Origin of the sequence: Mycobacterium hippophais, assembly GCF_027529605.1 — a bacterium.
GTDB classification, from domain to species: domain Bacteria; phylum Actinomycetota; class Actinomycetes; order Mycobacteriales; family Mycobacteriaceae; genus Mycobacterium; species Mycobacterium arseniciresistens.
This window is the reverse complement of the sequence record NZ_JAPZPY010000008.1, coordinates 45,150-57,999: the sequence shown is the minus strand read 5'-3', so window position 1 is coordinate 57,999 and position 12,850 is coordinate 45,150. Positions and strand designations below refer to the sequence as shown.

Sequence of the window (12,850 nt, the reverse complement as noted above, 5' to 3'; positions counted from 1 at the left end):
GACCGTATTGGGACAGGAGCCGCAGAACTCGGGGATCACCAGTTGGCTCCGAAAACGGTTGTGCAACAGTTGACTATGAAGCGGAGAGGCCACGTCGGCCGGCCGCCATTCGTCACAGTGACGTTTTGCGGTCGGCCGTGCGGGGGCGTGAAGCTTCGGTCGGGCTGGGCGGGTGAGGTCCGCCCGGTGACGGTCTGTCACCGGCGAGACGGCCGGCCGCAGCATCATGAAACTCAGAGCCGGACGCTGCGCGTGGTTTCAGTACATTGCGTTGTCGCGCACCGGCGGGCTGAGCGGGCGGGCCCATGCGAAATAATCGCGCGCTGTCGGCACGAGGACCCTGCCGCGCGCGTCAACATATGTTGACAGTACGGATGTGCCCGCAGCTCAACATTGTGCCGATAAGCCACATTATGTCAGTTTCGTATGGTCGATGACACAAGCCGAACCGCCCGCTCGAAGAAACTTTCGGCAGGCGATTGGGCCCGCGGCGCCGAGAGTAGCGGGTAGAGACCTGGCCCCTGGACAGCACCGCAACTTCGCTGGGATTGCCCCCGCTGTGGTTTGGCGACGACACGGCAGACCGTGCTGGCGCGGGCTCTGCCGATCAAATCGACGGCGACGCCACTTTCACGTCGAAATTCGCATTTCCGCTCCGGGGTGCGAACTTACGGTGGCGACCACCGCCCCGCTACCTGTGTCGAACGATGTTTCAGCGTAGCCGATGAAGCCGTATTGCCCCCATATCGTGGACACGGCCGTGATCTCGCCCTGTCCCGATGCGCCGGTGTCGAGGTTCGCCCAGTTGGCAGTCACGGTGAGCGCGCATGATCCGTCGTAAATGCCGGCGTCGTAGTGGATCGCCACCTTCACACCGTCCTGCACCCGATCGCCGGCCTGAACAGGCGTCACCTGCGCCTCGGCGCGGACGTTGCCAGCGCACGTCGCGGATGCGATCACAGGGACACGATCGAGAACTGCTGAGGCTTGCGCATACGCCGGTCCTGCGAACAACCAAGGTGCAATCAGCGCGGTGGCGAGCGCTCCGGCAGCAGGTCCCGAGGTCATGCTGTGGTTATCGAGTCCGGCGGGGGTGGCGTTACCCCCCGCTCAGCGGAAATAAGGTTCAACCGTCCCACTGACCTTGACGACCATTGGATTTCCGTGGCGATCTTTCGCGGTAGGGACCTCAACACGCACCCAACCCTCGGCCACGTTGTACTCGTGAACATTGGTTTTCTCGGCGCCATTGAAGCGAATACCCACGTCGCGGCGAAGGACCTCTTCGTTGTAGAAGGCGCTGCGTGGATCGATGGAGAGGTGATTCGGTGGAACGTCTGTGTCTTGATGCTCGGACATGATGGCCTTCGTTGAATGCTCGGACTGTTCCCGAAGAATCTACGCGACTGTGCCTTAGGGGATGCGCGTAGGCCATGGAGGCCCAACCTGGGGTTGGGTGGGTTTCGGAAGCAGCCTGACTACTCGGGGAACACCACCAGGGTGGACACTATGACGTGGCTCTTTCTGCAACAGTGTTCAAAGTCGAACTTGGCGTCTCCGATGTCGATCACGGTTACTACGCCGATCACACTCTGACCGTAGCCCGTCATCCCAGTGAGACCGATGAGCGGATGGTGGTGCGGTTGTTGGCGTTTGGGCTGCGCGCACACCGGCTCAGCGCCGTCGACGGTGAGTTGGCGTTCGGGGCGGGCCTGTCCACCCCCGGTGTACCGGACTTGCGGCTTGCGGACTACACGGGCCGGATCCTGGAGTGGATCAATGTTGGCCAACCGGATGAACGCGCCTTGGGCAAGGCGGCCAGCCAGGCTGACCAGGTGCTGCTGTTCCCGTTCGCCGCCGGCGTGGCCACCTGGTGGCGCACCGTGGGACCCAAGGTGGCGAAGCTGTCGAACCTGTCGGTGGTGCAGATACCGCACGGGCCGGTGCAGCAACTGGCTCAGAGCATCGATCGACGGGTCTCGGCGCAGGTGATGGTGATGGAAGATCAGGTGACGATGACGGTGGGCGGTGTCGACGTCACCTTCACGCCCGAGCCGTTGCAGTGAACTTCTGAGCCCGAGGTGCTGATCGATAGCGTTGGCGCAATGGACGCTCATCTCGCTGCGGGTCCTGTCACGGATATCGGCCCGAACAGTTTGGGCGCTGGAGGACACTGGCTGTATGTCCACTGCGCTCTGGATCTTCGTTGCGGTCCTGGCCGTCGGCACCGTCGCCGGTGGCTTGTTGCGGATACGGGCCTGGTTGCAGAAACCAGCCTCGCCCGAGGTGATTGAGGCCGCGCACCGCCGCGACGAGGAAAAAGACTGACCGCGCCGGAAGTGAGCCCCGTCGCCGAGTTCGACTTCGTCATCGTAGGAGCAGGCAGTGCGGGCTGCCTGCTCGCCAACCGGCTCAGCGCCAATCCTGACCACCGTGTGCTCTTGATCGAGGCCGGCGGCAAAGACGACTGGTTCTGGATCAAGGTTCCGGTGGGCTACCTGTACACCATTGCCAACCCACGCACCGACTGGTGTTTCGTAACCGAGCCCGACCCCGGACTGGCCGGCCGCAGCATTCACTACGCGCGGGGCCGGGTGATCGGCGGGAGCTCGTCGATCAACGCGATGATCCATATGCGCGGCCAGGCCTCCGATTACGAGCTGTGGGCACAGGCCACCGATGACGAGCGGTGGCTGTGGGGTGGAACGGGCGGGCCTGGTGAAACCCTGACGATCTACAAGGAGTTGGAAGACTACTTCGGCGGCGCCGACGAGTGGCACGGCGCCGGTGGTGAGATCGCTGTCGAGCGGCCACGAGTGCGCTGGAAGATCCTGGACGCCTGGCAGGCCGCCGCTGCCGAACTGGGCATTGACCCGATCGACGAGTTCAACCGCGGAAGCAACGACGGCAGTGCGTACTTTCACGTCAATCAACGGCGTGGCCGCCGCTGGTCGATGGCCGATTCCTTCCTGCACCCCATCGCGCAACGACCGAATCTCACCATCTACACCCACACTCAGGCCCTGCACCTGCTGATGGACGACCAGGTCCACGAAGGTCAGCGTCGCGGCGCCTGGACCACAGCTGCGCACCGCGCCACCGGTGTCCGGCTGCGCAGAGACGGCCAGATCATCGACGTCCAGGCCCGCCGGGAGGTGATCCTGAGCGCCGGAGCGATAGGGTCGCCGCAGCTCATGCAGGCCTCGGGGCTCGGGCCAGCGGGGCTGCTCACCCAGCATCAGGTGCCGGTCACCGTCGATCTACCCGGGGTGGGCGAAAACCTCCAGGACCACTTGCAGCTGCGAACGGTCTACCGCGTGTGGGGCGCCCGGACTGTCAACACGCTGTATCGGAATTGGATCACCCGTGCGGGCATGGGAATTCAGTACTTGTTGCTGCGCTCAGGACCCCTGACCATGCCGCCCTCCACGTTGGGAGCCTTCGCCAAGAGCGATCCCACACTGGCCAGTTCCGATCTGGAGTGGCATGTGCAGCCGTTGTCGTTGGCCAAGTTCGGCGAGCCCCTGCATCCCTTCGGAGCGATCACTCCGTCGGTGTGCAATCTGCGCCCCACCTCTCGAGGTCATGTGCGCATAGCCGGTGCAGATCCGCTGACCTCCCCGCGCATCTCCTGCAACTACCTGTCGACTGACGCCGATCGTCGAATCGCCGTGCTCGGCCTCCGGATGACCCGGCAGATCATGGCGGCGCAACCCCTGACCCGCTACCGCCCAGAAGAAGTGCTTCCTGGCCCTCAGCTGAAGAGCGACGAAGACCTGGAGCAAGCGGCCCGTGAGCTGGGGACGACCATCTTTCATCCGGTGGGCACCTGCGCGATGGGGGCGTTCGATCCACGCGGGGGGCCGCGGTCGGCCGCTACGGTTCTCGACACCGATTGCCGCGTGTACCGCGTCGCCGGCCTTCGAGTGGTTGACGCATCGGCGATGCCCACCATCACTTCGGGGAATACCAACGCGCCGGTCATGCTGATCGCCGAACGCGCAGCGCGGGCAATCCTGGAATGAGAGTCGGCGTCGACGCGCCGATCCGGAATAAACCCGCACCCGCTGAACTTGGCTCAAGAGTCGCCTCTCCCCCGACTCAGGAGCATCCATGACCCGTCCCGTCCGCGTCGCCGTGCAGATTCAGCCCGGCGGCACGCCCGATTACCGCACATGGCGCGAGGCCGTCCTGGCCGCCGACGACCTCGGTGTCGACGTGATCTTCGGCTACGACCACTTCCACTACCCCGCGATGAAGGGAATCGTCGACGGCAAGCCGGTCATGTTCGACGACCAACCCGACGTCGCCAACTTCGAGGGTTGGACCGCGCTCGCGTCGTGGGGCGAGATCACTTCACACGCCGAAATCGGGCTCCTCGTCACCGGCGTCGGCTACCGCAACGCGGATCTGCTCGCTGACATGGCGCGCACCGTCGACCACATCAGCGGCGGCCGGCTCATCCTCGGCCTCGGCGCGGGCTGGTACGAAAAGGATTACACCACTTACGGTTACGACTTCGGCACCTTCGGCTCCCGCTTCGACCTGTTCGACGAGAGCCTGATCCGCATCGAGAACCGGCTCGCCGCACTGATTCCGCCGCCCGTGCGCAAGCTACCGATCCTCATCGGCGGGACCGGGCCCAAGCGCTCGTTGCCCGCCGTTGCCCGGCACGCCGACATCTGGCACGCGTTCACCGACCTCGACGCCTTCCGCAAGTCCAGCGACCGCGTCGACGAGCTGGCAGCGACGTTCGGCCGCAGCGGCGCCGATATCGAACGCTCGACGCTCTGGGAGAACGCCGACAGCGCCGATGCCTTCCGCGAGGCGGGAGTCACGTTGTTCCAGACCGAACTCACCGCCAAGAACGGTTACGACCTCACGTCTCTCAAGGAGGTACTCACCTGGCGGGACAACGGATAGGACGAAACCGAGTCCGCTCCCCCGATGAGCCGCCCGGTCAGGACGAGGTCTCGACGGCGAGCCCGGCCAGCGTGTCATCCAGTTGATCCTTGGTGACCAGAGGGAACGCCACCTTCTCGAGAAGCTTCTTGTCCGTGACCTTCGACCAGTCATAGGTGTGGCGTACCAACGTCTGATTCGGCCCCTGAGACTCGAACTCCCACAGCCACTCCCATCCTGGAGGCTCCGTGCCCGCGGGCGCGGTCTTCCAGGCGAGCAGCTTGTCCTTCGCATAACCGGACACGTGATTGTCGGTCTTGTACTCCCCGCCCATGTGGTCGCCCTGCATGTTCATCGTGAACACCTCGCCCACTGCCTGTATCCGGTCAGCGTGATGGACACTGCGGAGGAAACCCGAGCCGTCGAGTGCTGGGTGGCGCTCGGGATTGGAGATGACGTCGAAGACCGCGGCTGCGGACGCATCGATGGTTCGTTCAACGGTGACCTTCGCGTTTTCGCTCATCTCCCCACACTGCCGAAACTCAGCCATTACGGCAACGTTGCGCCAGGTCGAGGTTGTCGCACCGATCCGCCATCACTCGGCCATTGCGGCGAGGCAGAGGGGTGGATGTCGCCCTTCGAACACGATCGGTGCCGACGACTCACGCGAAGCCCGCTTGCTGCCGCGCAGCGAGCGATACGCGGGTTACCGCTCGAAGTCGGGGCTCACGCCCCCGACGTCACCGCCCTCGCGAACGCCTCCGGATCTTGGTCGTGCGCCAGGTGTCCGACGTTCGGGATCACCACCGTGCGAAGGTCCGGCCGGCGCTGACTGAACCGATGATGGATCCGGTGCAGCCACTGCGGGCTCTGGTCACCGAGGATCCAGGTCATGGGAACCGGTGCGGCGGCGACGGACCGGGTGGCGACATATTCGACGGAGACGCCGAACGGGTGCGGATCGAACTCGACCAGCACCGGTTCCACGTTGCGCCGCATGCCCTCCCGGACTTGGTCAGTAGCGAGGTCGTAGGCGTTACCGCCGGACCGCAGCGCGTAGACGCTCCGGAAGAACTCCTCGCCCGCCTCGATTCGGCGTCCGCGGCACTGCTGCCATTTCACCCGGGTCGTGGCAGCGAGGACCGCCCTGTCGCCGAGGCGGACGTTGTGGAACGGCGGTTCTATGACGCACAGGCTGCGCATTCGTGACGGGTCTGCGGCCGCCAGCGCCATCGCAACGTTTCCGCCGGAGCTCCAGCCCACGACATGAGCGGAGCGGTCGCAGACGTGCTCGAGCAGCGCAGCCAGGTCGTTCGTGTGCAGGCGGTAGTCGCGCACCGGCCGATGTGTCGAACGCCCGTACCCGCGGCGGTCGTAGGTGATCACCTGATGATCGGCGGCGAGCAGATCGAGCACCGGATCCCAGGTCGTAGCGTCCGTGCCCGTGCCGTGGACGAGCACCAGCGGCTCGCCGCTGCCGCGCGCCTCGTAGTGCAGCGCGCACCCCGGCACGTCGATGATGGCCATGCCCTGCCTCCGGTGGTCCGGTCCCGACAAACGCATGTCAACGCTTCCACAGCGTCAGCGGCGACGCAGGTAGTTGGGCGTCATGGTGCATCCCTCCTCGCCATCGCGAAGAACCGGCCGCCGAAGGGTCGGACGGGCTTCGACGTCATTCGGGCAGAGCACTCCCCTCGTGTAGGCCGAGGATGGCGGTGACGCGGATCTCAACCCGCATCTTGGGCGCCCCTAGCGCGGTGACACCGGTCTCTGTCCAGATCGGCGCGTGGTCGGGCATCCACTTGCGCAGCTGCGCGATCATGACGTCATTGTGCTCATCGCCGATGGAATCCGGTCGGCTGGCAATGTGATACGAGTTCAGGTGGACCACGTCACGCCAGGAGGCGCCGGCCGTGGCGAGCGTCCGCTCGACGTTCTCGAAGGCCCGCTCGATCTCGTCCTTGAGCGATTCCGGGAAGTTCAACTCGTCGTCCCAGCCCCCCTGTCCGGAGATCTCCACCCTGTCCCCGATCCGCACCGCTTGGCTGTAATGCCGTTCTTTGCGCAACATCTCGCCGTACCCCGGCGTGACGAAGAACTCGACCGCTGTTCCTGATTTCACTTCATCCATGAACTAACCATACCGCGAATCACTTCACGTGTAAACTCATCCGGACATCGACAGGAGGCACCGATGGCGCGTACCGCCGATCCGCAATGGCTCAGCCCGCAGGAGAAAGACGTCTGGACCAGCCTTATTTCGGTGATCCTGCTGCTGCCAGGCAAGCTGGAGGCACCGCTCCGTCAGATCGACCTGACCCTGTTCGAGTACCTGACGTTGAGCCACATCTCAGAAGCCCCGAATCGCCGAATTCGCATGAGCGAGTTGGCGTATCTGGCCAACGGTTCCCTGTCGCGGCTGTCGAACGTCGTCAAGCGGTTCGAACAACGCGGTTGGGCCACCCGCTCACCGGATCCCGACGACGGCCGCTACACGATCGCTGCGCTCACCGACGACGGCTACCGCCTCGTGGTCGAAGCGGCGCCGATCCACGTGCGCTCAGTGCGCGAGTTCGTTCTCGACCGCCTCACCGCCACCGACCAACAGGCCCTGATGCGGATCGCCGGCAAGCTGCGGGTGGTCGGACCGGACTCGTAGACAACGACGACGGCCCCCGGATTGCTCCGGGGGCCGTGATCGTGGTGCGGGGGTGTTACTTGACGCTGACCGTGACTGTTGGGCTGAAGGTGCTGTTGTTCTTGTCGTTGGAGCGGATCGCGTCGGGGCGGATGCTGGCGTTGGGGCTGACCGAGACGACGCGGGCCTCGTCGAGCGGGACGTCGTTGAGGCGGTTGACCTGAACGCGGTAGCCCTGCGAGCGCAGTTCTTCGATGGCTTGTTCGGCGTTGCCGGGGCCGGTGGGTGCGGCGGCGGCGGGGCCGGCGAGGCCGATGAAGGCGGCGGCGAAGGCGCTGGCGGCGATGGTGGCGAATCCGAACTTGTTCATGGCCGTACTTCTTTCTTGTCTCGAGGTTCGAGCCGTGGCGGGAGAGGTCGCGGTTCGGACGCGGTGTCGGCCGGTTCTTGGTGGTTCTCGTTCCGGTCTGATCCATTGAACGGGCAGGTCAGGGGTTTAATTCCGCTGGCAGAAATTGATCGACCGGTGGCAGGAAGTGCGCTCCTCGTGGCGCGCGCACCGGCGACGCCTATGCCGGCCAAGAGGCCGAGGCGTCAGTGCCCGAGTGCCAGGAGGAGGCGGACGAGTTCACCTTGGCGGTGGGTCTTCGTCTTCTCGAAGATGTGCTGAAGGTGGGTTCTCACCGTCGAGAGCGATACGCAGAGTTCCGATGCGATATCTCGCGGACTAGCGCCTTGCATGACCTGGGAGGCGACCTCGGACTCGGTCTTGGTGAATCCGTACAGGCGATGCCACAGCTGCGGCTGAGGCACCGGCTCGGCGTCAGGATCCGTGATGGTGACAAGGGCTGCGGGCTCGGTGTGTTGTTCGCCGCGACGCTCCTTGCCTAGCGGGAGGATGCGAATCACTTAAGCCCGCTTGCCCGAGGGGCGCTCGCATAGCAGCGTCCCTCCGGAGCGGATGCCTGACTGATCGCCGAAAAGGGCAGCAGTGAGACTGCGCCGTAGCGCGTGCTCGGCACCGGCGGTGTCGGCACCGAGCCTGCCGAAGCGGAAGTGCAGGCCGTCTGCTGCGCGAAGCTGTTGTTCGGCGGTGGAATTGAGCATGACGATGGTGCGCCTGGCGCCGATGACGACTACACCGTGTGTCACTGAGGTGAGCGCGTCAACGATGTCTGCCGCATGGTCGGCAGCGCCCGAAAGTTGCCTGCGCATACCGAGGGCGCGCTGCAGGTGGGGCGATAAGGCTCGCATCACGCTGACACGTTCGTCGGTCGCGAACGCCGTTCGGCGCTTTCCGGTGTGGACGATGAGGACCGTTGGGTTCGGCGTGCCGTCGAGTCGAACGAACATGCCGTCTTCGATCCCGTGAGGATGGAGCCAGTCCCTGTAGAACTCCTCGTTGCGGTAAGGCCGGATGAGTTCATCGCCCGTTCTCAAGGCACCCACCGGTCCCTTTCGGAGGGCCGCCATGGTGTGATCTACGCGGCAATAGTGCTGGGCATAGCTCATCTGCGCTTCCGAAGGAAGAAGTGCATGGTCGATCGTCCAGACGGGGCCATTCGAGGTCAGTAGCGCGGCGCCATTGCCGCCGAGCGTGCGGCCGACCCCGGTCAGTACCGAATGCCACTGCGCTGGAACCGCCGCCGCTGCGTAGGCGGCGTCGACCAGTTTCGAGAACTCATCGACCGAAACCATGCTTGTCGTCCTTATCCGGCTGGTCGGCATTGGTTCAGTCACCAATGTCTAGCACGGCGGGACCGGTCAGGATCGGGAATCTTCAGCCGTCATCAGTTGCGGACGGGTTTGTGCCCACTGAAGATCGCGACCTGTTCGACCGGACCCCTCGCGCGTGGTCTCCTCGTCGACGAGGCGGACCGGCACTCCCGGTCGAACGTGGCCGCGTATCCAGGCGGCTCAGGGTGCCCCCACACCCAGCCGCGGCGGCGATCTGGCCCCTGTGCACACACCCTTGATGGAGCCGACCGCTTCCGAAGCGCCACGCCTATAGACAAGCACTCGCAACTGCGCAGCACCTCATGCAAATGGATGAAATGAGCGAGCCGTCCGGTTCGACGCCGGCTAGGCACTACCTCCCAGTGACGGCGCCTCGTTGAAGAAGTCGTGCGCCTCGAGCCCGATGGCCAAGCCCAGCGGAACCCCGCCGACATTGTCTCCGGCGCTGCGCGGAAGGCCGTCGAAGCGCCAGTGCACACCGAGGTAGATGCGGCTCACCGCGTTCTCCCACACCGGCTCGGCAAAGTTCTTGAAGGTGATCGGTGTGCGTGTCCGGACCGACCCGTCAGGGTCGATCGACACGCCGTCCAGTTCGTCGGAGACGAAGGTGAACGTCTCCTCGGCGACCGCAGTGGAGTCTCCGTCTTCGACGTCGAGCACCTCCTGAAGTGTGATCGGACCGGCCGCCTTGTGCAGTCCGAGCCGCAGCGCCTGCATGAGCGCGGCGCCAAAGGTCGCGTGGCCGGAGGGATAAGCGGGAAACGGTGGAGTCAGCGTGCCCCGCGCCGCGTTGGTCTGCGGAGCCCCGAGGGGAGCCCAGAACGCATCGCCATCGGGGGCCGACTCCTGGCGTATCCCGACCACCGGCCGCCACAGGTCGTGCAGGTATTTGTAGTGCCACGCATCGATTCCGGCATCGGCCATCGCCACGTTCAGGGCCGCGAACAGCTCAGCCACCCGCGCAAGATTGAGATTGCGCTTCTGTGTGATGGCCCGCGCGATTTGGTTGTACAGCCGCGGCGGCACACCCAGGTTATTGGCGCCGTCATACCCCCAGTAGACGCCGATTCGCTCCTGTTCGGAGCTGCGGAATCCGCGCGCCACCGCGCCGCGCTCGACCACCTCCTCGTAGTCGTCACGGTAGTGGGCGTCGTCGAGATAGATCCCTTCTTTGTTGCCTGGGAACGGGTCCAGCGGTTGATGCGCCGTGCCGGTGAAGCGGGTCACCTGGCCCCAGACCGGCCCCAGCCGCGGTTGACTCGGCGAGTAGGGGTCGGCGCGGTGCTGTCCGTACTTCGGTGCCGCCGGTTGCGGCGCGGTGAGCATGGTGTGTGCGCCGTCGTTCGCGCGATGCAGCAGGATGGCCTCGCCGATCGTCACGCCGTGGTTGAAGGCAGCAGTGTTCACCGTGCCGAGCGCGTCGTCGAAGAACGTGGTGTAAGCGGGGTAGAGAGCCTTGAGCGTCGTCACCGCTGCCCCGGCGATGACGCTGTCGACGGGACCGGTCAGGTTGGGGACGTTGTGAGCGACCCCCTTCTTGTTGAGATAGCAAGCCCCCGGCTGATTGGTGCTGAAGGCGACCGCATCATGAATCGCCACATGAACGATCGCCATGGCCCAGGACGTCCGGATGGGTCCGGGCTGTTGGTTATTGGCATAGCCGCGGGTGAAATCTCGTCGCGAGGCTTCGAGAAGGACTGAATTCCAGTACAGAACGCCGTTCATGGCAACCTCCTTATTGGTCCGTTTCGCTCTCTCGGCGAACGTAATTCGCGAGGGCGATGCAGACACGAGTAGTCAACTACTCGAACGGGATTGCATCACCGGGAAGCGACGTGGAGCCGTGCGGGTTGTCGGCCGGATGAATCCGGCCGTCGCCAGACGATCAACCAGGAGGACAGGTCACTTCCACCATGTCTTCGGGTTCACAAGAGGAGAAAAACATGAGCTTGGTCGACACATCACGCCCTTTCGCGACGGGCTATGACGAATTGGTTCCCTCGCGCTACGCGCTGAAGGTCGGCGACATCGACGTGCTGGTGATCAGCGACGGGGTGCTGCCGATCACCGCCGTGACGATGGCCACCAACGCCGCCCCTGCCGACCTGTCGGCCTGGCTCGAGGACATGTACCTGCCACCGGAGGTGCTCGACTGGCCGCTGAACGTGGCCGTGGTGCGCAGCGGAGGCAAGACCATCCTCATCGACTCGGGACTCGGGACGGAGTTCCCTGACTTCCCGCGGGCCGGGCAATTGGCCTCGCGACTCGTCGCCGCCGGGATCGATCCCGCCTCCGTGACCGATGTGGTGCTCACCCACCTGCACATGGATCACATCGGCGGACTGCTCGTCGACGGGCTCAGAAATCAACTGCGGCCCGATCTTCGGGTCCATCTGGCGGCGGCCGAGGCCGAATTCTGGGAGGCGCCCGACTTCTCCCGCACCGTCATGCCTGCTCCGATTCCGGACGTGCTTCGGCGGACCGCCGCGCAATTCCTCGACGTCTACCGCGGCCAGTTGCGGCCGTTCGAGACGGAGTACGAGGTGGCACCCGGCGTGCTGCTCCGCCGCACCGGTGGTCACACCCCGGGACACAGCATCGTCCGCCTCGAATCTGGCGGCGAGGCACTCACTTTCGCCGGCGACGCGGTGTTCCAGCCAGGATTCGACAAACCCGACTGGCAGAACGGCTTCGAACACGACCCCGAGGAGTCGACACGGGTCCGGATCAAACTGCTGCGCGAGCTCGCCGCGAGCGGCGAGGCGCTGGTGGCCACCCACCTGCCGTTCCCGTCGGTCTGCCACGTGGCGGTCGCCGGCGACGGCTTCCGGATGGTGCCCGCTGTATGGGATTACTGACCAGCCGGGATCACTGACCGATCACTTCGCGTCCGTGTCCGGCTCGTCGAGGGTGTCGAGGTAGCGGCCGGCGAGATCGCCGAGTTCGACGATGCACTCGGCGATCTGCCGGGCGAGTCGGGTCGGGTCGTCGCCGATCCGGCCACGCAGATTGCCGGTGCGCCAGAGCGTGGCCAGTCCGTGCGACATCGACCATCCCGCGACGACGACACCCGTGACGTCCCGGGTGGGCGGCGCTGCCACGCTCGTCCTGGCGCTGTCGTAGAGGAGTGCGAAGGCTGCGTCGCGGGCCTCGACGAGCTGGGGGTCGTCCTCGCCGTACAGGTCCGGGCGGAACATCACCTCGTAGTGCCCGGGATGCGTCAGGGCGAACATGACGTAGGCCATGCCGCCCTTGAGGAATGCGTCCGGTCCCGTGGCAGCGGGCCCGATCGCGGCGGCCGCCAGGCGGAACCCCTCGGTGGCGATCGCGGTGAACAGCCCGGCCTTATCGCCGAACTGGTACGCCAGGGCCGCGTGCGTCACGCCGGCGCGACGTGCGATCTCACGCATGCTCACTCCGGCGGCTCCGACTCGGTCCACCTCTGCGACCGCAGCCTCGATCGCTGCTTCGCGGAGGTGGCCGTGGTGATACGACCGGGCACTGCCTGACATGGCGCGAGCCTAGCGCACGATCTGACCATTGATAAGTTCCCTCGTTGGGGGCAGACTATCC

The 12,850-nt window shown here is 65.1% G+C and carries 16 protein-coding genes; 6 read left to right on the top strand and 10 right to left on the bottom strand.

Annotated elements, in window-relative coordinates; genetic code table 11:
• Nucleotides 1-630: 630 nt before the first annotated feature.
• Entirely contained in the window at nucleotides 631-1,068 is a 438-nt protein-coding gene (locus O6P37_RS17560) for a hypothetical protein (RefSeq protein ID WP_269895288.1), read from the bottom strand.
• Nucleotides 1,069-1,110: 42 nt separating this feature from the next.
• The gene (locus tag O6P37_RS17555; protein ID WP_269895287.1) at nucleotides 1,111-1,359 is read right to left on the bottom strand and encodes a DUF3297 family protein; all 249 of its coding nucleotides are present in this window, start codon (nucleotides 1,357-1,359) and stop codon (nucleotides 1,111-1,113) included.
• Nucleotides 1,360-1,514: 155 nt separating this feature from the next.
• Between O6P37_RS17555 and O6P37_RS17550 the strand changes: the two genes are divergently transcribed.
• The 4 genes from O6P37_RS17550 to O6P37_RS17535 all read left to right on the top strand — a co-directional run bounded on the left by O6P37_RS17550 (nucleotide 1,515) and on the right by O6P37_RS17535 (nucleotide 4,923).
• The gene (locus O6P37_RS17550) at nucleotides 1,515-2,066 is read left to right on the top strand and encodes a YaeQ family protein (protein WP_269895286.1); all 552 of its coding nucleotides are present in this window, start codon (nucleotides 1,515-1,517) and stop codon (nucleotides 2,064-2,066) included.
• A 115-nt stretch (nucleotides 2,067-2,181) separates the two neighbouring features.
• Nucleotides 2,182-2,328: a hypothetical protein gene (locus tag O6P37_RS17545; RefSeq protein WP_269895285.1), complete on the top strand. Its 147-nt coding sequence runs from the start codon at nucleotides 2,182-2,184 to the stop codon at nucleotides 2,326-2,328.
• Nucleotides 2,329-2,339: 11 nt separating this feature from the next.
• The gene (locus O6P37_RS17540; RefSeq protein ID WP_269895284.1) at nucleotides 2,340-4,025 is read left to right on the top strand and encodes a GMC family oxidoreductase; all 1,686 of its coding nucleotides are present in this window, start codon (nucleotides 2,340-2,342) and stop codon (nucleotides 4,023-4,025) included.
• Nucleotides 4,026-4,113: 88 nt separating this feature from the next.
• Complete coding sequence (locus tag O6P37_RS17535) at nucleotides 4,114-4,923, top strand: LLM class F420-dependent oxidoreductase (protein WP_269895283.1); 810 nt, start codon at nucleotides 4,114-4,116, stop codon at nucleotides 4,921-4,923.
• Between the two features lie 37 nt (nucleotides 4,924-4,960).
• Here O6P37_RS17535 and O6P37_RS17530 read toward each other — a convergent pair whose 3' ends face one another.
• From O6P37_RS17530 to O6P37_RS17520, 3 genes are all read right to left on the bottom strand, one after another.
• Nucleotides 4,961-5,425 carry an SRPBCC family protein gene (locus O6P37_RS17530; protein ID WP_269895282.1) on the bottom strand — a complete coding sequence of 155 codons (465 nt, stop codon included), beginning with the start codon at nucleotides 5,423-5,425 and terminating at the stop codon, nucleotides 4,961-4,963.
• Between the two features lie 203 nt (nucleotides 5,426-5,628).
• Nucleotides 5,629-6,429 (bottom strand): alpha/beta fold hydrolase, encoded by an 801-nt coding sequence (locus tag O6P37_RS17525; RefSeq protein WP_269895281.1) that lies wholly within the window; start codon nucleotides 6,427-6,429, stop codon nucleotides 5,629-5,631.
• Nucleotides 6,430-6,574: 145 nt separating this feature from the next.
• Nucleotides 6,575-7,033: a RidA family protein gene (locus O6P37_RS17520; RefSeq protein WP_269895280.1), complete on the bottom strand. Its 459-nt coding sequence runs from the start codon at nucleotides 7,031-7,033 to the stop codon at nucleotides 6,575-6,577.
• Between the two features lie 63 nt (nucleotides 7,034-7,096).
• Here O6P37_RS17520 and O6P37_RS17515 point away from each other — a divergent pair, with 63 nt between their 5' ends.
• Nucleotides 7,097-7,561 carry a MarR family winged helix-turn-helix transcriptional regulator gene (locus O6P37_RS17515; protein WP_269895279.1) on the top strand — a complete coding sequence of 155 codons (465 nt, stop codon included), beginning with the start codon at nucleotides 7,097-7,099 and terminating at the stop codon, nucleotides 7,559-7,561.
• 55 nt (nucleotides 7,562-7,616) lie between these two features.
• On the opposite strand, the gene O6P37_RS17510 is transcribed toward O6P37_RS17515, so the two are convergent.
• From O6P37_RS17510 to O6P37_RS17495, 4 genes are all read right to left on the bottom strand, one after another.
• Nucleotides 7,617-7,910, bottom strand: coding sequence for a hypothetical protein (locus O6P37_RS17510; RefSeq protein WP_264011761.1), 294 nt, complete (start codon nucleotides 7,908-7,910; stop codon nucleotides 7,617-7,619).
• A gap of 224 nt (nucleotides 7,911-8,134) precedes the next feature.
• On the bottom strand, nucleotides 8,135-8,449 hold the full coding sequence (locus tag O6P37_RS17505; RefSeq protein WP_269895278.1) for a helix-turn-helix transcriptional regulator: 315 nt from the start codon (nucleotides 8,447-8,449) through the stop codon (nucleotides 8,135-8,137).
• Nucleotides 8,450-9,238, bottom strand: a complete 789-nt coding sequence (locus O6P37_RS17500; RefSeq protein WP_269895277.1) for a helix-turn-helix transcriptional regulator — start codon at nucleotides 9,236-9,238, stop codon at nucleotides 8,450-8,452.
• Between the two features lie 384 nt (nucleotides 9,239-9,622).
• Entirely contained in the window at nucleotides 9,623-11,002 is a 1,380-nt protein-coding gene (locus O6P37_RS17495; RefSeq protein ID WP_269895276.1) for a vanadium-dependent haloperoxidase, read from the bottom strand.
• A gap of 218 nt (nucleotides 11,003-11,220) precedes the next feature.
• Here O6P37_RS17495 and O6P37_RS17490 point away from each other — a divergent pair, with 218 nt between their 5' ends.
• Entirely contained in the window at nucleotides 11,221-12,135 is a 915-nt protein-coding gene (locus O6P37_RS17490; RefSeq protein WP_269895275.1) for an MBL fold metallo-hydrolase, read from the top strand.
• Between the two features lie 21 nt (nucleotides 12,136-12,156).
• On the opposite strand, the gene O6P37_RS17485 is transcribed toward O6P37_RS17490, so the two are convergent.
• Entirely contained in the window at nucleotides 12,157-12,789 is a 633-nt protein-coding gene (locus O6P37_RS17485; RefSeq protein ID WP_269895274.1) for a TetR/AcrR family transcriptional regulator, read from the bottom strand.
• Nucleotides 12,790-12,850 lie beyond the last annotated feature (61 nt).